Source organism: Mesorhizobium sp. RSR380A, from assembly GCF_054719385.1.
Window position 1 is genome coordinate 4244436 of sequence record NZ_JBTTIB010000001.1, and the last position, 24618, is coordinate 4269053.

Here is a 24618-nt window from a genome sequence, read left to right on the forward strand (position 1 = left end):
TCTATTCCTCACCCTTGTCGTCGGACAGCGCCTGGGCGGCGATCTGGCCAAGCAGCGGCTGGTTGTTCAGCAATTGGGCGATGCGCTTTTCGGCATCGACGCGGCCGTCCATGAAGCCGAGCAGCTCCTCGAGCTGGCGCCGCATCTTGAGGATTTCGGCCAGTTGCGGGACCTGTTCGGCGATCTTGTCGGGGGCGAAATCGCCCATCTTGGTGAAGGTCAGGTCGAGCGCCAGTTCTTCGTCGCGCTCCTGTCCCTCGGCCTGCGGCAGCGTGTTCTTCACCCGCGCCTTGACCCTGGGTCCCAGCGCTTCCATGAATTTGGGGAAGCGGTTGGCATCGGTCTCGACAAAGGAACGGTCGAGCACCGTCTTGGACGCTTCCCTGGTCTGCGATGCGCCCGACAGGTCGGCCATCACGCCCATGACGAACGGCAGTTCGATCGTCGTCGGGCTGCCGTAGGTTTCGACATCGTAGGCGATCTGCACGCGCGGGGCGCGATTTCGCTCGATGACCTTCGCTTTGCTTTCGGCTGGCATGTGTTGCTACCTTTCATCCTTCTGGGCAGTCTTCTTGGCGTCGGGAACGCCGGCGAGCAGCCGGAATTCCTTGAGCCCCGACGGGGCGAGGTCTTCCATCAGTTCAACGAAATCCATGTGCACCATCCTGCGCACCCGGCGGGCGAGATGCGGGATCGGGCTCGACGGCTCGGTGCGGTCGTAGAACGCGACCACAAGGTCGAGGCACTTCACCACATCGTCGCGCGAGGAAATCCTGTCCGGGAGCCCCGCACCGGTCTCCGCGTAGCTTGCCATCGTCTCGGCTCCATGACCGTTTCTGACCGGCGCGGCCGGGCTTGCCGGGGGAGCAGCCGGGCTGGCCGCCCCCTTCGTCGCTGCCTCTTCCGTGGTCTCGACCGCCGTATTGCGTTCCAGCGTCGTCAGCACGCGCTGCAAAAATCGTTTCAGGTCCGGGACGGCGGCCCCGTTGCTGTCAAGGCGGGCATTCAGCGCCGCATCGACCGCGTCGAGCGCCTCGATCGCTGCGTGCGCCCCGGCGATGAGCGCCGTCATCTGTTCACCGGCCTGGTCCTGATGGGCGGCACAACCGCTGCCCACCCGGTTCAGGAGCTGTCCGTGCGCGCTGACCAGTGCTGCCTTCTCCGTGGCATTCAATCCCGACGCCGCTTCCTGAAGCATGACGCGATCGTCGAGCGCACCCTGTTCGAGATCGCGTCCGCTGATCGGCCCGATGGGACGCGGCGCGAAGAAGACCATCTGCCTGAGGTTCGCCAGCAGGCCTTCCTGGCCGTTCTGCAGGTCGGCCAGCGCGTTGAGGCGGCGCAAGGCGGCCTCGCGTGGTTGGGGGCTGGCCCGCAGCGCCGGGTGCATCGTCTCCCAATGCGTCTCGAAGGTCCTTGCAATCAGGGTCAGGCCCTGTGCCAGTCCGGCCAATCCCTCTTCATTGGCCAGCGCCCGGGCGACAATGACGAGCAGGCGCAGGTCGCGGCCATGCGAACGCAACTCCTCGGCCTTGCCGAGCACGGCAGGCCAGTCGACCGGAATGGTCGATTGCGCGGCTGGCTTGTTGCGCCCGTCATGGACGACCTTGACCTGCGGCTCCGTGAGCCGCTCCAGCTCATGAAAAGCCGGATCGTTGCGCAAGTCTTCGCCTGACGGATTTTCACCGTCCAGCGGAGCAAGCCAGAGTGCGAGATCGATCACAGATACCCCCGGCGACCGGCTCTAAAACCGTACGTGACCCAACGTTAGCACACGGTTGCATATTCCCACAATTCGCCATCCGCTCAAAAGTTAACGAGCGCTAATGAATGTCGGTGCAACTGCGTCTCGGATGGCGCAATTCATGGCGTGCTTGGCCAACCTCGTATGTGAAGCGCATCGCATAGGATTAGAAAAAATCGTGGTTGTCTGCATTTGGCGGCGCGGGACTCTCCACAAAGGGAAAAGGCCGGCTGCATCAAGCGCTTTGTCAAGCGGCTGCTTATGTGGCAGGCTGTCGACGGGGCAGATTGCAGGAGCACGTTCGATGGAACAGCGCCGGTCGTCGCAGGGGTTCAAACGCAAGGAACTGGTTGGCAAGCTCAATCCGGTCTGCCTGCGCGCCTTCAAGGCCGCCGCCGACAGCGCCAAGCTGCGCGGCAATCCTTACGTCGAACTCGTCCATTTCATAGAACAACTGGTGCTGTCCGAGCGTTCGGATGTGCAGATGATCATTGCCGATGCCGGCGTCGATGCCAGCCGGCTTACCAGCGAAATGACCCGCGCCGTCGACAAGCTGCCCTACGGCGCCACCTCGATCGAGGAATTTTCCGACCACATCTTTCACGCCATCCAGGAGGCCTGGAACCTGGCGACGCTGGAATTCGGCATGGAGGAGGTCCGCAGCGCCCATGTCGTGCTCGCCTGCCTGAAGACGCCGGTGCTGGAAGGCCTGGTGGCGAAGATCAGCGGCGAATTCGACAAGATCGACGCCGACGGGGTCATCGCCCGCTTTGCCGAGGTGGTGGACGGTTCGCTCGAAGCCGGCGCCACGGCAGCAGTGGCTCCCACCGCGGAGGCGCCGCGGCGAGCTCCGGGCGGGGACTCCGCGCTGGCCAAATACGCCACAGACCTCACCCAGCGCGCCCATGACGGCAAGATCGACCCGGTCGTCGGCCGAGACCCGGAGATCCGGCAGATCATCGATATCCTGATGCGGCGCCGGCAGAACAACCCGATCCTGACCGGCGAGGCCGGTGTCGGCAAGACCGCGGTGGTCGAGGGGTTTGCCCTGCGCATCGCCCAGGGCGACGTGCCGCCGCCCCTGCAGGGCATCAGCGTGCGTATGCTCGACGTCGGCCTGATGCAGGCCGGCGCCAGCGTCAAGGGCGAGTTCGAGAAGCGCCTGAAGGCGGTGATCGACGAAGTTCAGTCATCCGAGACGCCGGTCATCCTGTTCATCGACGAGGCGCACACGCTGATCGGCGCCGGTGGTGCCGCCGGAACCGGCGATGCCGCCAATCTCTTGAAGCCGGCGCTGGCGCGCGGCGAATTGCGCACCATCGCCGCAACCACCTGGGCCGAGTACAAGCAGCACATCGAAAAGGACCCGGCGCTGACCCGCCGTTTCCAGGTGGTCAAGATCGATGAGCCGTCGGAAGCGGTCGCTGTGCTCATGCTGCGCGGTGTAGCCGGCGTGCTCGAACAGCATCACGAAGTGCAGATCCTGGACGAGGCGATCGAGGCGGCGGTCGGCCTGTCGCATCGTTACATCCCGGCGCGGCAATTGCCCGACAAGGCGGTCAGCCTGCTCGACACCGCTTGCGCCAGGGTGGCGATCTCGCAGCATGCGACGCCGGCCGAGGTCGAGGACATTTTGCGGCGCCGCCAGGCGCTGGAAGTCGAAAGCGGCATCATCGGCCGCGAGGCCGCGATCGGCATCGAAGTAACTGACCGGCAGGCGCGGGTCGAGGCCGGGCTCACTGAGGCCGGGACCATGCTCGCCGCCGCCGAGGAGCGCTGGGAGCGCGAAAACGCGCTGGTTGCCGAGATCCTCGAACTGCGCGCGCGGCTGCGCGGCGACGGCGTCCCGCTCGATGCGGTGGCGACAGCTGAGGCCGAAGCCGAACCGGCAGCGCCGGACGAAGAAAAGACCAAGGTGCCCAAGGCCGAGACGCCCAAGGCCGAAACGTCCGAGACCGAAGCGCCGGCTGCCGAAGGTGCGCCGTCAGATCCTGCCGCCGATCTGGCGCGGCTGCGTGAACTCATGGCCGAGCTTGCCACCGCGCAAGGCGAGACGCCGCTGATCCTGCCGTCGGTCGACCGCAATGCGGTAGCTGCCGTGGTCCAGGACTGGACCGGCATCCCGACGGGACGGATGCTGTCCAGCCAGACCGAAAAGGCGCTCAAGCTGGCCACCACGCTGTCCGAACGTGTCGTCGGCCAGGATCACGCCATGGAGATGATTGCCAAGCGCGTGCAGACCAGCCGCGCCGGGCTCGGAGCGCCGGAAAAGCCGGTCGGCGTGTTCCTGCTCTGCGGCCCCTCGGGAGTCGGCAAGACCGAGACGGCCCTGGCGTTGGCCGAGACGCTCTATGGCGGCGAACAGAACCTGATCTCGATCAACATGTCCGAATTCCAGGAGGCGCACACCGTCTCGACGCTCAAGGGCGCACCGCCCGGCTATGTCGGCTACGGCAAGGGTGGCATTCTCACCGAGGCCGTGCGCCGAAAACCCTATTCGGTGATCCTGCTCGACGAGGTCGAGAAGGCGCATCCCGACGTCCACGAGATCTTTTTCCAGGTCTTCGACAAGGGCATGATGGATGACAGCGAGGGAAGGCGCATCGACTTCAAGAACACGCTGATCCTGCTGACGTCCAATGTCGGCTCCGAAGTCATCATGGAGCGGACCGGCAACGGCACGGTGAGGGCAGGGCTCGACGGCCTCGATGCTGCACTGCGCGCTCCACTGCTGAAGGTGTTTCCAGCGGCCTTCCTCGGCCGCGTCGTGACCATCCCTTACTATCCGCTCTCGGATTCGATGATCGAGGCCATCACCCGCCATCAGTTCGGCAAGATCGCGCGGCGGCTGCGCGCCAGCCACGACGCCGAACTGGTGATCGGCGACGGCGTCATGGCGCTGGTCAAGGCGCGCTGCACCGAAATCGAGTCCGGTGGCCGCATGATCGACGCCATCCTCACCAACACGCTGTTGCCGGAACTCAGCCGCGGCGTGCTGAACCGGTCGCTCGACGGCGAGAAGATGACCAAGGTGACCGTCAGCGCTTCCACTGACGGGTTTGCCTATTCGTTCGAATAGTCAGGCCTGACTGCTCGGCTCCGTCTCGGCGCGGATCAGCTTGATGTCGGCGCCGGCTGCCCAGGCGCCGATATCCTCGCGCCGCAACGCCGCCGCCATCATGTCGGGAAACAGGTCCGGCGTGCAGGCGAAGACCGGTATGCCAAGTGCCGCGACCGAAGCCGACATCGCCGGATCATAGCCCGGCCGGCCCTGATCGGTCAGCGCCAGCAGCACGATGACATTGACGCCGGACCGGACCAGCGCCGCAAGCCGCCGCAGCAAGTCCTGGCCGTTGCCGCCCTCATAGAGGTCGGTGATCAGCACGAAGTGGGATTTGGTCGGCCGCTCGATGCGGTCGGCGCAATAGGCGACCGCCTGGTTGATGTCGGTGCCGCCGCCGAGCTGCACGCCAAACAGCACCTCGACCGGGTCGCTGAGCTCTTCGGTCAGGTCGACGATGGCCGTGTCGAAACAGACCAGCTTGGTGCGCACGACCGGCAGCGACGCCATCACCGCGGCGAAAATCGAGGCGTAGATCACCGAGCTCGCCATCGAGCCGGACTGGTCGACGCACAGCACCACTTCGTCGAGATCGACCAGCCGGCGTTGCTTGCGCATGAAGCCGACCAGTTTTTCCGGCACGACGGTTTTGTGCTCAGGCTGGTAGTGGCGAAGATTGGCCGAGATGGTGCGCGGCCAGTCGATGTCGCGTTGGCGCGGCCGGTTGGTGCGTCGCGACTTGTCGAGCGCGCCACGGATCGCCTCGGCGGTCTTCTGCTCCAGCCGCTGCATCAGCTTGGCAACGATGTCGGCGATGATGGTGCGGGCGATGTCCTTGGTCTTGGCCGGCATCACCGAACGCAGCGAGATCAGGTCGGCGACGAGGTTGACGTCGGCCTCGATCGCCTTGAGGAATTCCGGCTCCATCAGCATCTGCTTCAGGTTCAGCCGCTCAAAGGCATCCTTCTGGACGATCTGGACCACCTGGGCGGGAAAGAAGGAGCGGATATCGCCCATCCATTGCGCCACGCGTGGCGCCGAGCGGCCGAGCCCGCCGCGCCGCTTGCGCGGGTCGGCATCCGCATTGGCGCCGTCGCCGTAAAGCGCATCGAGCGCCGAAGACAGTTTTTTGTCATCACTGGAAAGGGCGGAGGAAGCCTCGTCATCGGCGCCGATCGCCAGCCGCCAGCGGCGCTCGCGCCCGCTATCGGATGATGCTGGGCCGGGTTCGGGCACTTCGGCTTCGGCATCCATTGTCACACTCCGCCCGCCAGCAATGGCCCAAGCCGCTCCAGGTGACGGCGCCAGCCCTCGCCGCCATCCGGCGCCGGCGTCAGGCCGGCCGGCAACCTTGCGGTGCGGCCGAGCACGGCCTCGATCAACCGCTGCCGCTCCATCGAGTCCAGATTGGAGAAGACGCGGCGCAGCAATGGCAGATGCGCGATGAAAGCGTCCTCGTCGAGCGATTTCAGCCACCCATCGACGGCGCCGCGCAGGCCCTCGTCGTAGATCAGCCGCTGGCCGGCAGTGCTGAAGAAACCTTCGAAGAACCCCGCTGCCTGGGCGACCGGCGTCCCAGGCGACAGCCTGCGTCCGAGCAGCCCGGCGGCGTCCTCTGCCGACAGTTGGCCGGCTTCATAGAGCAGATGCGCGGCGCAGCCGGCGAGCAGCGCCGTCGAGCCCGGACCTTCCAGCACGCCGGTCAGGCCGTTGCGCCATGCATCGAGCACGCCTTCGCCGGGCTCGACCAGCCGGATCGCCGTGTCGGCCTTGCGCACAGCACCGACCAGCGTGGTGGCGGCCTGCTCGTCCAGGTCGCGCACCGCATAGGGCAGCGCGATCGCGCCCTCGACGATCAACCGTTCCAACAAACCGGACAGCCGGTTGTTTTCGGTCTTGCGCGCCTCGCCGTAACGGATGATGTCGGCAAGCGGCGGCACCGAGGCCAGCATCTCCAGGCATTCGCTGCTGTGCGCTGCGCGCGCCTCCAACGCTACAAGGCCGGCGCTCGCGGCCTCCGACAGATCCGCCGTAATGGCGCTCTGGACAAGGGCGGCAAGCGTGTCGAGGCTCGCGGCCGCACCGAGCATCTGGATCAGGCGGCCATTGGCGGCCTTTTCGATAGTCGGGCCGTAGATCAGGTTCTCGACCAGGCGCACGGCATATTCCGGCTCCCAGGCCAGCGTCCATTTTTCGCGAAAGGTGCCGCGGCTGCGGCCGGCGTCGGCCAGCCTGCCCCATTGCACGCCAAGCACGTTCAGCCGGTGCAGCAATGTCGAACGAAACAGTCCGCTTTCGCTGCGCAGATCGACCGACAGCTCGCGTTCCAGCGCCTCCGGCTTCAGCCGCGCCGCCTTCTGGTTGCGCTGCAGGTCCTCGATCAGTGGCGCCAGCGGCGTGTCGGGCGGAATCTCGCCGACATCCGCGCCCAAAAGCAGCTCGGCCTCGACCAGCGCCCACAGCACCGCTTCGCCGTTGAACAGCGCCGCGATCGCGGCATCGCGCAATTCCTCGAAGCCGGGCTTCGGCCGCTCGCGAATGGCAGCCAGTGTGCGCGCAAGCCGCTCGGCCTCGATCAGCGACGCGGTCGACACCAGATGGCCCTTCGCCCGCAGCACCGCCGCGATCGTCGCCAGCCACAGCGTCGCGGCGTCGCGCCGCCCTCGTGTGCGCCACAGATGCTTGCACCAGCCGGGCGCGACGACGCCAGCGCCATAACCATAGCCCAGCGCAAGACGCGGCCCGGTCCATGGCGCCCATGTCATGATGCCTTTGCGCCGGGCAATTCCCTTGATCAGCGCCTGGTCGTTCTTCTGCGTGTGCGCGGCCTGCAGGGCCGGCACATGCCATGCGCCGCAGACGACGGCGATCGGTCCGGCGAATTCCTTGCGCGCGGCGGCGATTTCCAATCGCATATGCGCTTCACGCTTGGCCTCGAACGGCGCGATCGCACCTTCGCCGTCGCGCAGCGTCGTCATCGCATCGGTGATGGCAGCGAAGATTGGACCCGGCTGCGGATTCTGCTCGATAATGTCGGCCCACCAGCTTTCGCCATCTTCATAGCCGGCGGCCGCAGCCAGCGTGCCGATCGGGTCGCGATGCGATGCGGGCTCGCCATCCTCACCGGTTTCGTCCTTGGGTTCGGGCTTGTCGGCGTCAGCCGTTTTGTCGGTGTCGTCGGTTGCCGGTGCCGCGAACCGTGCCGATGACGGCAGGTCGATGAACCGCAATGCCGCCTTGTTCTCCACCGCCCACACCGCCGCCTGGTATTCCGGCGAGAACTCGGCGAACGGCCAGAAACTTGTCGCGGCCGGATCGTCCTCGGGGTAGCAGAGCAGCGCCACCGGCGGCTGCATCTGCGGGCGCGCCAGCAATGGCAGCAGGGCGGACGCGTCGCTCGGCCCTTCGATCAGCACCGCGACCGGCTGCAAGTCCCGCAGCGCCTGCACCAGGCTGTCGGCGGAGCCCGGCCCGTGATGGCGGATGCCGAAATAGGCGACGTCGCTCATGACCTCAGATCGCTGCGTTCAGCGCCGCGTAATAGCCGGCATAGTCCGGCCGCTTCTTGAGCACCGTTTCGAGATATTCCTCCAGCACCACCTTGTCCTGCACCGGGTCCTTGACGATCGCTCCGACAAGGCTGGCGGCGAGGCCTTCGGCGCCGAGTTTGCCGCTGTCGAACCACGCCGCCTGGCTGAGGCCGCCGACCATGGTGGCGATCGCCTCGGCGGTCGACAATGAACCCGAAGGCGTCTTCAGCGTCACCTTGCCGTCAGCGGTTGCGCCCGAGCGCAGCTCGCGGAAAATGGTCAGCACGCGCGCAATCTCCTCGCCGACATTTTTCGGCACCGGCAGGTCGAGGCCGCCGGCCATCTCGTCGACCCGCTTGGAGACGATCGCCACCTCTTCCGCCATGTCCTCGGGCAGCGGCAGCACCACCACATTGAAGCGGCGTTTCAGCGCCGAGGACAGCTCGTTGACGCCCTTGTCGCGGTTGTTTGCGGTGGCGATGATGTTGAAGCCGCGCTGGGCATAGAGCGACGTGTTGAGTTCCGGGATCGGCATCATCTTTTCCGACAGCACGGTGATCAGCGTATCCTGTACATCGGAGCCCATGCGCGTCAACTCTTCCAGGCGGCATAGCTTGCCGCTCTCCATGGCGCGGTAGAGCGGCGTCGGCACCAGCGCCTCCTGGCTCGGCCCTTTGGCCAAAAGCTGCGCATAGTTCCAGCCGTAGCGGACCTGGTTCTCGTCGGTGCCGGCCGTGCACTGCACGATTAGCGTCGAGTTGCCCATGATGGCGGCGGCGAGATGTTCCGACACCCAGGACTTGGCGGTGCCGGGAACGCCGAGCAACAGCAGCGCGCGGTCGGTAGCGAGTGTCGCCACCGCGGTTTCCATCAGCCGGCGGCGGCCAACATATTTCGGCGATATCACGGTGCCGTCGCTTGCCTTGCCGCCGAGCAGATAGGTCAGCACGGCCTTCGGCGACAGGCTCCATCCGGCCGGCTTCTGGCGTTCGTCATTGCGCGCCAGCGCCTGCAGTTCAGCGGCATAGGCCTGCTCGACAGGGAGGCGGATGGCTGCGTTCATGGTGCTGTTCTCCGGATTGTCATGTTTTGGTTCCCGTCATTGCCGCGTTGAGGCGCAGGAAAACGAGCGAGGCTGCCGCCGGCAGCATGCCGGCCGCAACAATGTCGCCGATCAACCGTTCAGCGGTCTCCGCTGTGGCAAGAAAGCCTATCGTTTCCAGGGCGTGGTCCGCGCTTCGCTTCGCGGGCTCGTCGTTTCCCGCAACCATGGTGCGCAGTGCCGACAGCGCCTTGCCATTTGTCAAATCGTCCCATTCAAGCCAACTCGCTTCGGCGCCTTCGACCAGGTTGAGCGCTTCAAGATTTTGAGCGTCCTTCAGGATCCGCCTGATCAGGTTCCGTTTCCTGCCGCTGTCCAAACGCAACATGAGGTGGAAGACAAACAATGCCGACTTGCCACCTTCGGCGACAAGCGTATCCGCCAACAGCGCCACCGTGGCGTCGCTGCCGGACACGGCGACCATCCGAACGAGAGACAGATCCGCTCTGTCATCGGCACCGAATTGCCATGCCCCGATGAAATCGGACTCTGTTTTGCCGAAATGCGCCGCAAGATCGACCAGGTAACAGCTTGCGAACAGGTCGACGCGACGACTTTCTTGCGCAGCCGATTTGAGTTTTGCCGGCGTGTATGTGGTGCGGCGGCGGATGAAGCCGGATTTGCCTTCTGTGATGAAGGCGGCGAGTTCGGCAACGGGGTCGTCGGCTCCGTCGTTGCCCGGCCGGCCATGCTCGCCCAGCCTTGCCAGCAGCCGGCCCGCCAGCTCCCGCACCTTGCCGGAGCGGTCGGTGGCCAGGCTTTTCAGGAATGGCGCGTCCGTGGGCGTCAGGTTGAAATGCATGAGTTCGATGAGCGCCAGCCGGACTTCAGCCGGCTCGCCCGTCGCCTTGGCTTCCATCAGGCTGCGGGCCGTGGCCGGATCGCGACGGCGCATCTCGGCCAACGCGATACGGCGCGCGGCGGGGTAAAAGTCATCCCAGTTCTGCGCCGTCAGCTGCTCCTGCGGGGCAATCTTCAGCCCCTCGACGCTGGCCTGCCAGTCGATCCACGGCGCATAGATGTCAGGGCTGTTCTGGTCTGATGCCGAAGGCATCCAGTCCATCGGATGCAGCACGTAGCCGCGGCTGGCGACGAGCGTCGCGACACGCGACTTGCGCTGCGCATCGGCGGCGTTCTTCAGGGCCGCCCGCAACAGCGGCCGCAACCGCTCTGGCAGCAGCGGCAGGCCAAGCCTCGGCAGCGGCGGGCGCCGCTTCAGCGTCTTCGGCGCCGACGGCCGCAGGCCGGCATCGAGCGCCTGCGCCGCGATCGCCAGCAGACGTCGCTCCCGTTCGTCCGGGCTTGCGCCACCCGCGATCTCCTTCCATGCGGTTGGCGCCAGATCGAACGCGGTTCCGCCGGTGATCCAGCAGTCGCGCATCGTCGCCAGGCCGGTTAGTTCGAGCTCGTTCATGACAGATCGAGCCTCCCGAAGCCGCTTTGCGCGGCCAGCAGATCGAGCCGCGCGCCGTTCCAAAGCGCTGCCGTGGCCCCGAGGTCGAGGCCAAGCACGGTCTGATCGACGGTCCCGCTAACAGGCAGGGCGATCCCTTGCGGGTCGTGCGCCGCTTGCCACCAGGCGGTGCCGCGCTCATCGAGCAGGATCGCGCCGGCAGGCAGCATCAGCGGGCTATCGGTCGACCAGGGCGCTGCGTCCTGGTGCGCCGCATGCGCCGCGAGCGGGTCCTTGACAGCGTCGAGGCCGAAATCCGGCCAGGCGCCCGACACGACGTCGCCCTTGCGCTCCGCCACCAAGGCCCGCAGTGGCTGGCGCGACGGGTAGAATACCAGGCGGGCGTGGAACCGGTCACCGGGCGTGAACGCCGCCGAGCGGCGGCCGGCCGAAGCCGGAAAGAAATCGAGCAGCAGCCCAAACTGCGGCGTCGGGCTTTTCAGATCGAGCAGCCAGGTCGAATGGCTGACGAGACCGTCGCGGCGGGTCTCGATCTTCTCGCCGACGACCTCCCAATGGCTGTCGACCTGCTTCGCGTCGGGACTGGACAGAACCTGGTCGCGGGTTTCGGACGCCGACACCAGTCGCTTCAGCTCGGGATCGTCGGGCGCCGAGCGCCAGGCTTTGGCCAGCAGCACCAGCTTGCCGAGTTCGCGGATCGCCGCGTCCGGCCGTTCCTCGCTGCGCAGCGCCATTAGCCGGGCCGGGATTTCGTCGATGCGTCCGGCAAGCGCCGTCGCCTTCATGTCGACAAGCCGCGCGGCAATGCGGCGGCAGCGCTCGCTGCTGGCGTCGGCAAAGGCGGAAAGGCCGAGCCGCAGCTGGTCGGCAATCCACTGGTCGAGTTCGTCCAGCGCGCCTGCCACCGCGGTGCGCGTATCTTCCGCCCGCTTGCGCTGCGCCGTCTCGCGGCGCTCCGTCGCGGCGGCGTCATCGACGGTGCTTTCCTCCGCCTGCGAGGCCTCGCCAATGCTCTTGCCAGACGCGCCCCTGCCAGGCTTTGCGTCGACCGGCGGGGGCGCAGTCTTCCTGCGCCGGCCAAGCCAGTCATTGACCCATTCCGGCGTTGTTTCGGCTGATGTGAAGCTGGCCGGCGCCGTGGCGGCGATCCACATCAGCGCCAGCGTGTGCTTGCAGGGAAATTTTCGCGACGGGCAGGTGCATTTGTAGCCGTGGTCGCCGGTGTCGACGACGGTGCGATAGGGGTTGGATCCCGAGCCCTGGCATTCGCCCCAGATCAGCGCCTGCTGCTCGTTCTTCTCCAGCCGCGGCCAGTTCGAGCGCTTGGTGAGCTTCGAGGCGGCGCTTAGCGACGCCTGATCGGGGGCCAGCGCCTCGATGGTTTTCAGTTCGAATTCCAAGCCGCGCCTCTCGTCACCCCAAATCAATGCCTGGCATCAATATAGGGTGCCGTTTGTGAAGGATTGTTGTGGCCCCGGCAAGACGAAGATAGCGCAGATCAGTACAGCGGCGTGGCCATATGCCGGGGCGTCGGCCATTGCGCCGTGATCTCGGGCTGCACAGGGCGCTCGAGATAGGTCGACAGCACGACATAGCTTCGCGTCGAGGTGACGCCGGGCGTTTCGTAGAGACGCGCCAGCAGGCCTTCGAGCGCCCTGGTGTCCTCGGTGCGGACCTTGAGAAGCATGCAGGTGTCGCCGGCCACCGAATGGATTTCCTCGACCTCAGGATATTGGGAGACGGCCATCAGCTCCGGTGTCTTGCCCCAGCCCTTGGTATCGATATGCACGAAGGTGAGCAGCGGCTTCTTCACCGCCTTCGGGTCGATGATCACAGCGGTGCCGCGGATGGCGCCGCTGCGCCGCAGGCGCTTGACCCGCTCATGCGCCGCAGGCGGCGAAAGGCAGACACGTTCGCCAAGTTCGGCGTAGCTGATCGTCGCATCCTCGACCAGCACGCCTAATATTTTTCGGTCGATTGCGTCGAGCTCGCGGGGAGCTACCTTGTTCTGCAGAACCCCATCTGTTTCTTCGTCCATATCGAAATTCCTTGTTGTCGCGGAATTCAGTTCGGCCATTATGACCCGATGACGAACGCGCATCAAGCTGCAACGCTCCATCAGCCGATTCCGGCGCTGGCCTACCTCCTGACCGGCTGCATCGCCGTCATCGGCTCGAACTCGCTGGTCCTGGGTCCAATTGCTCCGGCAGTCGCCGCATCCTTCGGCACCAGCGTGCCGGCGGTGATGGCCGCGTCGGCTGCCTTCGGTCTCGGCACTTCCGCCAGCGCTTTGTTCCTCGCCCGCTATATCGACGGCGTCGGCGCCCGCCGCATGCTGCAGGGCGCTCTGCTGTTGCTGGCGGTCGGCCTTCTCGCCAGCGCGCTGGCGCCGACGGTGATCATGCTGGTCGCGGCCCAGGCCGTCGCCGGCATCGCCGCGGGCGTCGCCATGCCGGCCATCTATACCAGTGCAGCGGCAATTGCGCCGCCCGGCCGTGAAAGCGGCACGATCGGCGTCGTGCTGACCGGCTGGACGGTCTCCATGGTGGCCGGCGTGTCGCTGTCGGCCGTGCTTGCCGATCTCGTGCACTGGCGCGCCGTCTTCGCCGCCGTCGCGGTGCTTTCCGCCATTGCGCTTGCTGCCTTGTCGATGACCTCGCTCAGCGACGTCAGGAAGGGCGGCCCGGCGCCGTCGCCGTTCGTTGCGCTGGCCATTCCGGGGATCGTGCCGCTGCTCATCGCCTGCACCGCCTTCATGACCGCTTTTTACGGCGTCTACGGCTATCTCGGCGATCATCTGCACCAGGATCTGGGCGAGCCCGTCAGCGCCAATGCGCTGGCCGCGCTCGCCTATGGCGCCGGCTTCGGCGCCGCGGCCTTCCTCGACGGCGTCATCGACCGCATCGGCGCGCGGCGCGTCATGCCCTTCGCCTATCTGCTGGTCGCCGTCGTCTATGTCGCCATCGCGCTCGCAAGCAGCAATTTCGTGCTGATCCTGGCTATGATCGCCATATGGGGCCTTGCCAATCATTTCGGCCTGAACGTGCTGGTGATGCGCCTTACCGCGCTCGATCCGTCGCGCCGTGGCACCATCATGGGCCTGAACAGTTCGGTCACCTACCTCGCCGTCTTCATCGGCACCACCAGCTTCGGGCCGCTTTATTCATCGTTCGGCTTTGCCATCTGCGCCATCGTCGCCGCCGTGCTGATGCTGGTTGCGGCAGCAGCGGGGTCATGGCGGTCGCCTCCGCCCATCAAGCCGTAAAGCTTGCGTCCTCATCCCGTCCTTCGCTAGAGCTTGGCTTGCCATGCGAGCCCCGCCCGGATGAAGACGACGCTTGAAACCACTGCCGACCCCTCGTCAGACGACCTCGCCTTCCTGGCCGAGCGGCTGACGGCGTTCAATGACGGCGATGTCGGCCCCTCCGGCCGCAAGCCGATCGCGGTCTTCGTTCGCGACGAGCACGGCGCTGTCGTCGCCGGCATTTCGGGATACACCGCCTGGGGCTGGCTCTATGTGCAATGGCTGTGGGTCGACGAACGCCTGCGCGGCCGGCATATGGCCGGCGACATGCTGGACACTGCCGAGCGCGAAGCAGTCGCCCGGGGCTGCCAGAACGCCTGGATCGACACGTTCAATCCGACAGCGGCCAAAGTCTATGAGCGGCAAGGCTACCGGCGTTTCGGCGAGCTGCCTGACTTTCCCATCGGCCGCAGCCGCATCTTCCTGCAGAAGAAGCTCTAACCTGCCAGCCGCCCGCCTTGCATCGGCCGCGGCACGCCGGTGGTGCTGGGAAAGCTGATCGGCAGGCCGCGCATCACGCGCACGGCAAGGAAGGCAAAGCATTCGGCCTCCACCGCATCGCCTTTCCAGCCCAGTGTCTCGGCCTGCACCACCTCGACGTTGGCGCGCCTCGCCAGCATCGCCATCATCGTCGGGTTGCGGCGGCCGCCGCCACTGACCGCCAGGCGCTTCGGCCGGCGCGGCAACAAATCGAGCGCCTTGCCGACGGCCGAGACGGTGAAGGCCGTCAGCGTCGCCGCCCCATCCTCTGCGCCGAGGCCGTCGGCCATGGCGGCGCCGAAGTCGAAACGGTCGAGCGATTTCGGATAGGGCTTGGTCAGATACGGATGCTGGAGCAATTTGGCCAGCCGCACTTCATCGACGGTGCCGGCCGCGCCCAGTGCGCCGTCGCGGTCCATCTCGCCGAGGCCGTTTGCCTTGATGAAATCGTTGAGCGGCGCGTTGGCCGGGCCAGTGTCGAAGGCGACGATGTTGTCCTTGCCGTCCCACCAAGTGACGTTGCCGACACCGCCGAGATTGAGCACAGCGGTGTCCCCGCTGGCGTCGGCTTCCCTCAAAAGCGCCGCGTGGTAGGCAGCCGCCAGTGGTGCGCCCTGGCCGCCGGCGCGCACATCGTCCGAGCGGAAATCATAGGCGACCTTGGCGCCCAAAATGGAATGCATCAGCGCGCCATCGCCCAACTGGCGCGTATCGCCGCGCCGCCCGGGTTGCGGGGCACGATGCAGCACGGTTTGGCCGTGAAAGCCGACCACGCCGATATCGCCCATGGTCAGGCCGTAGCTTTCGACAAGGTCCTTCACCGCCGCCGACTGCGCCCGCGTCAGCGCCTCCTCGGCTTCGGCAAAGATCGCCGGCTCCGGCCCGTCGAAATTCCACACCCGGGCCTGACGCAGCGTCTCCTCCAGCAAGGCACGGATCGCTGCGGGGTAGGGGGCCAGCGTATAGGTGCCGAAATCGGCGATCCGCTCGCCATCGGTCTTGATCAGCGCCACGTCGATATTGCCGTCAAGCACGGTGCCGGTCATCAGGCCGACGGCCCAGATTGGTTCCACGGTCGACTCCCTTGCGACACCGTTTGCGATTCCAACGCAATCACCTGTCGGACGGATTGTCTCGCCAGGCAAGACCCTGGCCGCGGTCGATTGCTCCGAACCTGCCGGCAGAGTTTTTCACCGAACAGCGAAAATCGAGCAACGCCGTTCTTGCGTCTCGCCGCTCAAGACGCCAGCTATGAGACGAACACGTCATCGCCAAGGAGAAACGACATGGCATCCGAAGTCGCAGTGATCGCCGGCGCGGGTGCGGGCCTGAGCGCCTCTTTGGCACGCCTTCTCACCACGGAAGGCTATCGTGTGGTGCTGGCCGCCCGCAACACGGCCAAACTCGCGGCGCTGGTCGGGGAAACCGGCGCGCTGGCCGTCGAAACCGACGTCGCCGATCCGGCCTCCGTCGCCGGCCTGTTTGACGCCGCCGACAAGCAAGGCCCGCTGGCCCTTGCCGTCTTCAATGCCAGCGGCCGCACGCGCGGCCCGATCGCCGAGGTCGATCCCGATGCGGTCAAACAAGCCTTGCTTGTCGGCGCCTATGGCGGCTTCCTGGTCGGCCAGCAAGCGGCGCGGCGGCTGCTTGCGCGCGGCTCCGGTTCGATTCTTTTCACCGGCGCCTCCGCCAGCATCAAGGGCTTTCCCAACTCCGCCGGCTTTGCCATGCCGAAATTCGGCCTGCGCGGTCTGGCTCAGTCGATGGCGCGCGAACTCTTCCCGAAGAACATCCATGTCGCCCATTTCATTATCGACGGCCAGATCGAGCCGGTCGGGACGAAGCCCGAGCGACCGGACAGCCAGCTGTCGCCCGATGCGATCGCGCAGACCTATCTCGCGACCCATCGCCAGCATCGCAGCGCCTGGAGCTTCGAGGTCGAGCTGCGGCCCTTTGTCGAGACATTCTGACCGGTCCGGCGTGACCGTTCTCGCAATTGCGAAATCTTTGAGAGAATATTCCCGGCTTCGTGTTTGAGAAGAAATGCGGTTCTTTGATCCGGCAAGCAGCATTGCCGATGATGTCGTCAAGGCTTGGTATTCCACCTCGCCGCAATGACTTCAGGATTACGAGGGATCGACAATGTCCGAACGCGGAAACGCTTCCAGCTCTCTTCTTTTTTCAGCCATCAGCCGGCGAGCTGCCCTTGCGGCACTTTTTGCCTCGGCCGTCACGCTTGCCGGTCTGGCTCAGCCGACGCCGTCCTTCGCCGAGGACAAGAAGTCTATCAAGGTCGGCATCATCAGCGGCGAGGATGAGGATGTCTGGCGCGTCGTCGTCGCCCAGGCCGCCGAAAAAGGCCTGACCGTCGAGACCGTGGTGTTCAACGACTACACCCAGCCCAACGAGGCGCTCGAGCGCGGCGAGATCGACGCCAACGCCTTCCAGCACCAGCCCTATCTCGACAACCAGATCAAGACCCAAGGGTACCACATCGTGCGCGTCGGCTACACCGGCGTCTGGCCGATCGGCCTCTACTCCAAGAAATACACCAAGGTTGCCGACCTGCCCGAAGGCGCCGTCATCGGCTTGCCCAACGACCCCTCGAATGAGGGCCGCGCGTTGCGCGTTCTGCAGAACGAAGGCGTGATCAAGCTGAAGGACGGCACCGGCATCCTGGCGACCACCGCCGACATTGCCGAGAACCCGAAGAAGGTCGTCATCAAGGAACTGGATGCCGGCATTGTCGGGCGCTCGGTCGAGGATCTCGACGCGGCTGTCGTCAACACCGACTGGGCGCTGAAGAGCGGTCTCGGCCCGGACAACCGCATCGCCCAGGAGCCAGTGGCCGACAACCCCTACCGCAACTTCATCGCCGTGAAATCCGGCAACGAGAACGAGGCGTGGGTGAAGACGCTGGTCGCGTCCTACCAGAACGAGGCGGTCAAGGCCGAGTTCGACAAGGTCTACAAGGGCACCGGGATCAGCGCCTATTGATTGGCGCCTGGTTGTCAGGAGCAGGCGGCCCGCTGTTGAGCGGGCCGCTGTCGCATTTTGTCGAGCGTTGAAACGGACAGTGAGATGAACCAGCACGTCACGGCCGAGGCATCCGGTCCGGTCAATATATCGGCCGGGCAAGAAGATGTCGTACGCCTGGTCGACCTCAAGCGCCGCTTTGGCGCGACGCCTGCGCTCGACGGCGTCTCGCTGACGGTGCGCAAGGGCGAGATCCTCGGCATCATCGGCCGCAGCGGCGCCGGCAAGTCGACGCTGATCCGCTGCCTCAACGGGCTGGAGCGGCCGGACTCCGGCGACGTCTTCATCGAGGGCCGCGAGATCGGCCGGCTCGGCGAGCGTGAATTGCAGCCGCTGCGGCGTCGCATCGGCATGATCTTCCAGCACTTCAATCTGCTGTCGGCCAAGACCGTGGAGGACAATGTCGCGCTGCCGCTGAAGATCGAGGGCCGCCCAAAGGCCGAACGGCTGGCGCGCGCCGCCGAATTGCTCGACCTCGTCGGCCTGTCGGAGAAGGCGAAGGCCTATCCGTCCTCGCTGTCGGGCGGCCAGAAGCAGCGCGTCGGCATCGCCAGGGCGCTGGCCGCGCGGCCGGCGCTGCTGCTGTCCGACGAGGCGACCTCAGCGCTCGATCCGGAGACGACGCGCTCCATCCTGGCCTTGCTGAAAGACATCAACCGGCAGCTCGGCCTCACCATCCTGCTCATCACCCACGAGATGGAGGTGATCCGCTCGATCGCCGACCGCGTCGCGGTGATCGATGCCGGGCGCATCGTCGAACAAGGCCCGGTGTGGTCGGTCTTTGCCGAGCCGCGTTCCGAAATCACCAGGAGCCTGCTCGGCGGCATCCGCCCGCAACTGCCGGCCGAGATTGCCGGCCGGCTTGCTCCCGGAGGCGGCGCCGAGCTCATCCTCAGGGTCGACGTCGCAGGTGAGGCCGCGCGCGGTCCGCTGCTGTCCGATCTTGCGGTGGCCGTGCCGGGACGGTTCCGCCTCGTCCATGGTGGCATCGACCATGTCCAGCAGCAGCCGGTCGGCACGCTGTTCCTTGCGGTCGCGGGCAACGATCCGAAACATCTGTCCAAAGTAATCGCATTCCTGAAGGCCCGCGACGCACGGGTGGAGGTGCTTGGCCATGTCGCCGGTTCTGTTTGAACTTCTGCTGCGCTCGATCTGGGAGACGGTCCTGATGACGGCGGCATCGGGCCTCATCTCGCTCGTCTTCGGGCTGCCGCTCGGCCTGGCATTGATTGCCACCGAGCGCGGCGGCATTGCCGAAAGCCTGTGGGTGAACCGCGCGCTCGGCGCCGTCATCAACGGCTTCCGCTCGGTGCCTTTCATCATCCTTCTGGTGGCGCTGATCCCGGTGACGCGGCTGATCGTCGGCACCTCGATCGGCACCTGGGCGGCGATCGTGCCGTTGTCGATTGCGGCGACGCCCTACTATGCCCGCATCGCCGAAGTGTCGCTGCGCGAGGTCGATCGCGGCCTGATCGAGGCGGCGCGCGCCATGGGCGGCAACCGCTGGACGATCATCCGTGAGGTGCTGGTGCCCGAAGCTTTGCCCGGCATCGTTGCTGGTTTCACGGTGACGCTGGTGACCCTGATCGGCGCCTCGGCCATGGCCGGCGCCATCGGTGCCGGCGGGCTTGGCGACCTCGCCATCCGCTACGGCTACCAGCGTTTTGAGACCAGCGTCATGGTCGCCGTGGTCATTGTGCTGATCATCCTCGTTTGCGGCATCCAGTGGGTCGGTGACCGGCTGGTCGCCAGGCTGGACCGGCGCGGATGAGCGCCACGAACGTTATTTGCCGGCAGGCTGCCAAACGCAGCGCCGGCTTTCTCTATCGGCGCCGAGATTGGATTGCGCGTTGCTTTGATCGGACCGGCCTGCGTGCCACCGTGACAGCGGAACAAGGAGCTTGACCATGCCCAGGATCGTACCCGTGCTTGATCTCGGCCGTCTCGAACAGGGCGCTTCCGAGCGGCGAACGTTTCTCTTCGACCTGCGCACGGCCGCGCGCGATGTCGGCTTCTTCTATTTGACCGGCCACGGCATATCGGCTGCGGATACCGCAGAAGTGCTCGACGCCTCGCGCCGGTTCTTTGCCTTGCCGGAAGCCGACAAACTGGCGATCGAAATGGTGAAGTCCTCGCAGTTCCGCGGCTATACGCGCGCCGGCGGCGAGCTGACCAAAGGCAAGGCCGACTGGCGCGAACAGCTCGACATCGGCGTCGAACGCCCGGCCATCGAACAAGGCCCCGGCGTGCCCGCCTGGACGCGGCTGCAAGGGCCCAACCAGTGGCCGGCCACGCTGCCCGAGCTGAAGCCGGCGCTACTCGCATGGCAGGCCAAGGCGACGGCGGTGGCGATCCGGCTGCTCCGGGCCTTCGCTTTGTCGCTCGATCAGGCCGAGGACGCCTTCGATCCCGTCTACCGGGCCGAGCCCAACCATCGCATGAAGATCGTGCGCTACCCCGGCCGCGACGCCACCGGCGACAACCAAGGCGTCGGCGCGCACAAGGATGGCGGTTTCCTGACGCTTCTGTTGCAGGACGAGAGCAAGGGGCTGCAGGTCGAATATGACGGTGCCTGGGTCGACGTCGATCCGCTGCCCGACACGCTGGTGATCAACATCGGCGAACTGCTCGAGCTGGCCTCCAACGGGTATCTGAGAGCAACGGTCCACCGCGTGGTAACGCCACCGGCCGGTGTCGAGCGGATTTCGGTGCCCTTCTTCTTCAGCGCCCGGCTCGACGCCACGATCCCGCTGCTCAACCTGCCCGAGGAACTGGCGGCCGAGGCGCGGGGTCCGGCCAGCGATCCCGACAATCCGCTGTTTCGCAATGTCGGTACCAATGTGCTGAAGAGCCGCCTGCGCTCGCATCCCGACGTGGCGCGCCGGCACTACGCCGATCTCCTGGAAACCGGCGCTCAGCCGGCTGAAATCTTGGAAGACAAGAACGAAATTTCCGCATCCCGCATTGTTTTAGAAAGCCGTTCGTCGCCAACCGCAGCGAATGCGCGCATATAGGAATTATCGTTCGGCGGTTTCCTCCCATTCCACCGAACGGTGTTCCCCTCTGAAGGTTCTTGACCTTCTTTTGGCCGGGCTGCTTTCGCGCCCGGCCTTTTTTATGTCAATAGCTCTTCTTTCTTCCCCACAAGGGGAGAAGGAAGAGGCGCCAGGGGACTTCACCCAAACTTCGGATCAAGGCTGCCCGACTTGTAGCGCTTGGCCATCTCAGCTACCGGCAGCGGCTTGATCTTCTGGGCATTGCCGGCGGTGCCGAACTGCTCGAAGCGCTCCTTGCACAGTTTGCGCATCGCGGCCATGGCCGGCGTCAGGTATTTGCGCGGATCGAACTCGCTCGGGTTTTCGGTCAGCACCTTGCGGATGGCGCCGGTCAGCGCCATGCGGTTGTCGGTGTCGATGTTGATCTTGCGCACGCCGTGCTTGATGCCGCGCTGGATCTCTTCCACCGGCACGCCCCAGGTCGGCTTCATCTGGCCGCCATATCTATTGATGATTTCCTGCAGGTCCTCGGGCACCGAGGACGAGCCGTGCATGACCAGATGCATGTTGGGCAGGCGGCGGTGGATTTCCTCGATGACGTTCATCGCCAGCACCGCGCCGTCCGGCTTGCGTGAGAATTTGTAGGCGCCGTGGCTGGTGCCCATGGCGACAGCCAGCGCATCGACATGGGTGTCCTTGACGAACTCGACCGCCTGTTCCGGATCGGTCAAGAGCTGGTCGTGGCTGATGGCGCCTTCGACGCCGTGGCCGTCTTCCTGCTCGCCGCCGCCGCTCTCAAGCGAACCGAGCACACCGATCTCGCCTTCCACCGACACGCCGCCCCAATGCGCCATGTCGACGACGCGCCGGGTGATGCCGGAATTGTAGGCATAGTCGGCCGGCGTCTTGCCGTCCTCTTTCAGCGAGCCGTCCATCATCACCGAGGTGAAGCCGTACTGGATGGCGGTGACGCAGGTGGCTTCGTTGTTGCCATGGTCGAGATGCATGCAGACCGGGATGTCGGGGTGGATTTCGACCAGCGCGTCGATCAGCTTGGCCAGCACCACGTCATTGGCGTAGGCGCGGGCGCCGCGGCTGGCCTGCAGGATGACCGGCGACTTGGTCTCCTCGGCCGCCTCCATGATGGCGAGGCCCTGTTCCATATTGTTCATGTTGAAGGCGGGTACGCCGTAGCCGTATTCGGCGGCGTGGTCGAGCAATTGTCTCAGTGTTATGCGAGCCACCCAATAGTCTCCCGTATCTGGTTTCAAGCGCAACGTCGCGGGCCGGCCGGTTGCCGGCCTAGATGCTTCTGGCCGGATTTCGCCAGAACCGCAACCGTCAGCGGCCATCGAGGCCGCAATTCTTGTTGCATGGCCGAAATTCGGTAGCCAGCCGGTGAGGCGCTAATCTCCCCCCATGAGGGGAGATGGCCGGCAGGCCAGAGGGGGTCGGTTCGACTGGGTGCGACCTCCTTGCGGCAGATGAAAGTCAACGCTTCAGGACGCACCGACCCCCTCTGTCGCCTTTGGCGACATCTCCCCTTCAAGGGGGGAGATTATCCGCGTTCGGGGAACATCGCCTTCAACCCTTCGCGCGAAGCCTTGGCCACACCGCGCTCGGTGATCAGCCCCGTCACGAGCCGTGCCGGCGTCACATCGAACGCCGGATTGGCCGCCGGCGTCGCTTCGGGCGAAACCCGCACCTGCGCAATCTTGCCGTCCGCCGTCTTGCCCCAGACCAGCGACACCTCGTCACCGGAGCGTTCCTCGATCGGGATTTCGGTCAGGCCATCACCCACCGTCCAGTCGATGGTCGGCGAGGGCAGAGCGACGTAGAAGGGCACCTCATTATCGGAGGCGGCGAGCGCCTTGAGATAGGTGCCGATCTTGTTGCAGACGTCGCCATTGGCCGTGGTGCGGTCGGTGCCCACGATCACCATGTCGACCGCGCCACGCTGCATCAGATGGCCGCCGGCATTGTCGACGATCAGCGTGTGCGGCACGCCGTGGCCGGCCATCTCCCAGGCGGTCAGCTGGGCGCCCTGGTTGCGCGGGCGCGTCTCGTCGACATAGACATGGACCGGAATGCCGGCCTCGACGGCGAGATAGATCGGCGACGTGGCGGTGCCGTAATCGACCGTCGCCAGCCAACCGGCGTTGCAGTGGGTGAGGATGTTGACCGGCTCGCCCGGCTTCTTGCGTGCCGCGATCTCCTTGATGATGGCAAGCCCGTTCTCGCCGATGGCGCGATTGAGATCGACATCCTCGTCGGCGATTTCGGCAGCGCGCTTATAGGCCGCCTCCGCGCGCTGTCCCAATACGATCGGCCTGAGGAACCGCCGCATCTCGTCCAGCGCCCAGCGTAGATTGATCGCAGTCGGCCGCGTCTTGTGCAGCGTCTCCCAGACCGCGTCGAGCGCTTCGTCAGACGGATCGTCCGCCATCTGGATGGCGACGCCGTAGGCCGCGGTGACGCCAATCAGCGGCGCGCCACGAACCCACATGTCACGGATCGCGGTGGCGATGCCGGCAACGCTCCCGATCGTCTCGACCCGGAACTCGTGCGGCAGCCAGCGCTGGTCGATGATCTCGACCGAACGCTGGTCGTCGCTCAGCCAGATGGTGCGGTAGTGGCGCTCGCCGACGTTCAAATCCTGCTCTCCCGTTCGATCAAAGCGGCCAGATTATTGACCTCGTCCATGCCGTGAATCTGGCGCCGGTTGACGGCGATGTGACGGCCGAATTTCAGCGCCTTGGCCTCGCAGGAGGCTCGCAGATCCTCGTCCTCGATGGTCTCGAAATCGGCATTGTGGGCGAGGCCGAGGATGCGCCGGTGCACCTCGATGCCGGCAAAGCCCAAGAGGTCGGTCCAGATCTGGTGCAGCACATGGTCGAGCGCCTGCTCCGAGGCGAGAATGTCGCCCTGATCCTCGAACAGGCTCTTCTGGTAAAGCATGCCGGTGCGCTCGGTGCGCCATAGATGCGAGAACTCGGCGCGGAACACCGTCCAGGTGTCGTTGGTCACCCCGAGCAGATAGGCACGCATGGCGTCACGCTTGCCCTTCTGTTCATGGCCGCGCTGCGAGAAGTAGGACATCCAGAAATTGGCGAGCAGCATGCCTACATCGAAGGCCATCGGACCGTAGAAGGCGAACTCCGGATCGATCATCCGCGTCTCGGTGTCGGTGACCATGATCGAGCCCGAATGCAGGTCGCCATGCAGCAGCGTCTCGGCGTTGGCGGCGAAGATATGCTTCAGCCGCTGCGCTTCGACCTTGAGGTCGCGGTCGGCGCGCAGTTCGGCAACCAGGCCGTCGAGCTGCGGCGAGGTGTGCCGGTTCAGCTTGGCATCGAAATATGGGTCGGAAAACACCAGGTCTTCGGTGATGCCGCAGAGCTCGACATTGTCGGCAAACAGCGCCAGGTCGGCCTTGCGGTCCTTGGTGGGCATGGAGAGATCAGAGCCGCGGAACAAAGTGCGGGCCATGAACAGGCCGATGTCGCGGGCGATATTTGGCAACTCGCGGCCGTCGATCAGGGCACGGCGCAGGATGATGTGCGGCGGCGCCAGATATTCCATGATGATCAGCGCCTGGGCTTCGTCAAAATGGAGGATCGCCGGCACCGAGCCCGGCGCGCGCGCCTCTTGCCGCGTCAGCGCGTGATACTCGAAGAAGGAGCGTTTGAGCGGCAACGGCCAGCTGTCGCCGACGAGGCGAACATAGGGCAGGGCCTGCTTGACCACGGCCGCACCCGAGCCGCCTTCGACAATGAAGACGAGGTTCAGATTGCCGTCGCCGACCTCGCGCACCTTCCAAGGGCCCTTGCCGATTTTGGCGCACAGCGCTTCGTTCGTACCGAGGCGCGTTGCAAGCGTCTCCACCGACAGTGCTTCAAACGGCAATTTCGCAGTCATTCCTCACCCTCCCGCTTGCTCGCTCCAATCATA

The 24618-nt window shown here is 65.5% G+C and carries 20 protein-coding genes; 8 read left to right on the plus strand and 12 right to left on the minus strand.

Going from position 1 to position 24618, the window contains the following annotated elements:
• Window position 1 precedes the first annotated feature (1 nt).
• Together tssB and tssA are read right to left on the minus strand one after the other, a co-directional pair.
• Window positions 2-538: a type VI secretion system contractile sheath small subunit gene (gene tssB / locus ACYG9Z_RS20380; RefSeq protein ID WP_023673718.1), complete on the minus strand. Its 537-nt coding sequence runs from the start codon at window positions 536-538 to the stop codon at window positions 2-4.
• 6 nt (window positions 539-544) lie between these two features.
• Window positions 545-1723, minus strand: a complete 1179-nt coding sequence (tssA, locus tag ACYG9Z_RS20385) for a type VI secretion system protein TssA (protein ID WP_023687034.1) — start codon at window positions 1721-1723, stop codon at window positions 545-547.
• Between the two features lie 325 nt (window positions 1724-2048).
• Here tssA and tssH point away from each other — a divergent pair, with 325 nt between their 5' ends.
• A complete protein-coding gene (gene tssH, locus ACYG9Z_RS20390) occupies window positions 2049-4823 on the plus strand; it encodes a type VI secretion system ATPase TssH (RefSeq protein ID WP_023751850.1) in 2775 nt (924 codons plus the stop codon).
• Here tssH and ACYG9Z_RS20395 read toward each other — a convergent pair whose 3' ends face one another.
• The 6 genes from ACYG9Z_RS20395 to ACYG9Z_RS20420 all read right to left on the minus strand — a co-directional run bounded on the left by ACYG9Z_RS20395 (window position 4824) and on the right by ACYG9Z_RS20420 (window position 12889).
• Window positions 4824-6059: a VWA domain-containing protein gene (locus tag ACYG9Z_RS20395; protein ID WP_023709955.1), complete on the minus strand. Its 1236-nt coding sequence runs from the start codon at window positions 6057-6059 to the stop codon at window positions 4824-4826.
• 2 nt (window positions 6060-6061) lie between these two features.
• On the minus strand, window positions 6062-8314 hold the full coding sequence (locus ACYG9Z_RS20400) for a DUF5682 family protein (protein WP_023751851.1): 2253 nt from the start codon (window positions 8312-8314) through the stop codon (window positions 6062-6064).
• 4 nt (window positions 8315-8318) lie between these two features.
• On the minus strand, window positions 8319-9398 hold the full coding sequence (locus ACYG9Z_RS20405) for an ATP-binding protein (protein WP_023687038.1): 1080 nt from the start codon (window positions 9396-9398) through the stop codon (window positions 8319-8321).
• A gap of 19 nt (window positions 9399-9417) precedes the next feature.
• Window positions 9418-10851: a DUF5691 domain-containing protein gene (locus tag ACYG9Z_RS20410; RefSeq protein WP_023751852.1), complete on the minus strand. Its 1434-nt coding sequence runs from the start codon at window positions 10849-10851 to the stop codon at window positions 9418-9420.
• Window positions 10848-12251: an SWIM zinc finger family protein gene (locus ACYG9Z_RS20415; RefSeq protein ID WP_023751853.1), complete on the minus strand. Its 1404-nt coding sequence runs from the start codon at window positions 12249-12251 to the stop codon at window positions 10848-10850. The genes ACYG9Z_RS20410 and ACYG9Z_RS20415 overlap by 4 nt, the downstream gene beginning before the upstream one ends.
• 98 nt (window positions 12252-12349) lie before the next feature.
• Window positions 12350-12889, minus strand: a complete 540-nt coding sequence (locus tag ACYG9Z_RS20420) for an Lrp/AsnC family transcriptional regulator (protein WP_023687041.1) — start codon at window positions 12887-12889, stop codon at window positions 12350-12352.
• 48 nt (window positions 12890-12937) lie between these two features.
• On the opposite strand from ACYG9Z_RS20420, the gene ACYG9Z_RS20425 reads away from it, so the two are divergent.
• Both ACYG9Z_RS20425 and ACYG9Z_RS20430 read left to right on the plus strand, forming a co-directional pair.
• Window positions 12938-14116, plus strand: a complete 1179-nt coding sequence (locus ACYG9Z_RS20425; RefSeq protein ID WP_023751854.1) for an MFS transporter — start codon at window positions 12938-12940, stop codon at window positions 14114-14116.
• 60 nt (window positions 14117-14176) lie between these two features.
• The gene (locus ACYG9Z_RS20430; RefSeq protein WP_023751855.1) at window positions 14177-14596 is read left to right on the plus strand and encodes a GNAT family N-acetyltransferase; all 420 of its coding nucleotides are present in this window, start codon (window positions 14177-14179) and stop codon (window positions 14594-14596) included.
• On the opposite strand, the gene ACYG9Z_RS20435 is transcribed toward ACYG9Z_RS20430, so the two are convergent.
• Window positions 14593-15708, minus strand: a complete 1116-nt coding sequence (locus ACYG9Z_RS20435) for an anhydro-N-acetylmuramic acid kinase (protein WP_023751856.1) — start codon at window positions 15706-15708, stop codon at window positions 14593-14595. The genes ACYG9Z_RS20430 and ACYG9Z_RS20435 overlap by 4 nt on opposite strands.
• Before the next feature lie 213 nt (window positions 15709-15921).
• Between ACYG9Z_RS20435 and ACYG9Z_RS20440 the strand changes: the two genes are divergently transcribed.
• The 5 genes from ACYG9Z_RS20440 to ACYG9Z_RS20460 all read left to right on the plus strand — a co-directional run bounded on the left by ACYG9Z_RS20440 (window position 15922) and on the right by ACYG9Z_RS20460 (window position 20685).
• Window positions 15922-16605, plus strand: a complete 684-nt coding sequence (locus tag ACYG9Z_RS20440) for an SDR family NAD(P)-dependent oxidoreductase (RefSeq protein WP_023668581.1) — start codon at window positions 15922-15924, stop codon at window positions 16603-16605.
• A 172-nt stretch (window positions 16606-16777) separates the two neighbouring features.
• A complete protein-coding gene (locus tag ACYG9Z_RS20445; protein WP_023668580.1) occupies window positions 16778-17632 on the plus strand; it encodes a MetQ/NlpA family lipoprotein in 855 nt (284 codons plus the stop codon).
• An 84-nt stretch (window positions 17633-17716) separates the two neighbouring features.
• Window positions 17717-18805, plus strand: coding sequence for a methionine ABC transporter ATP-binding protein (locus ACYG9Z_RS20450; protein WP_023687042.1), 1089 nt, complete (start codon window positions 17717-17719; stop codon window positions 18803-18805).
• Window positions 18786-19442 (plus strand): methionine ABC transporter permease, encoded by a 657-nt coding sequence (locus ACYG9Z_RS20455; protein WP_023668578.1) that lies wholly within the window; start codon window positions 18786-18788, stop codon window positions 19440-19442. The genes ACYG9Z_RS20450 and ACYG9Z_RS20455 overlap by 20 nt, the downstream gene beginning before the upstream one ends.
• Before the next feature lie 136 nt (window positions 19443-19578).
• Window positions 19579-20685, plus strand: coding sequence for an isopenicillin N synthase family dioxygenase (locus ACYG9Z_RS20460; RefSeq protein ID WP_023687043.1), 1107 nt, complete (start codon window positions 19579-19581; stop codon window positions 20683-20685).
• A gap of 161 nt (window positions 20686-20846) precedes the next feature.
• Here the strand turns inward: ACYG9Z_RS20460 and fba are convergent, their stop codons facing one another.
• The 3 genes from fba to mtnK form a co-directional block, all read right to left on the minus strand.
• Complete coding sequence (gene fba, locus ACYG9Z_RS20465) at window positions 20847-21911, minus strand: class II fructose-bisphosphate aldolase (RefSeq protein WP_023687044.1); 1065 nt, start codon at window positions 21909-21911, stop codon at window positions 20847-20849.
• Window positions 21912-22225: 314 nt separating this feature from the next.
• Window positions 22226-23320 carry an S-methyl-5-thioribose-1-phosphate isomerase gene (gene mtnA / locus ACYG9Z_RS20470; protein ID WP_023668575.1) on the minus strand — a complete coding sequence of 365 codons (1095 nt, stop codon included), beginning with the start codon at window positions 23318-23320 and terminating at the stop codon, window positions 22226-22228.
• Window positions 23317-24585, minus strand: a complete 1269-nt coding sequence (mtnK, locus tag ACYG9Z_RS20475) for an S-methyl-5-thioribose kinase (protein WP_023668574.1) — start codon at window positions 24583-24585, stop codon at window positions 23317-23319. The genes mtnA and mtnK overlap by 4 nt, the downstream gene beginning before the upstream one ends.
• Between the last annotated feature and the right edge of the window lie 33 nt (window positions 24586-24618).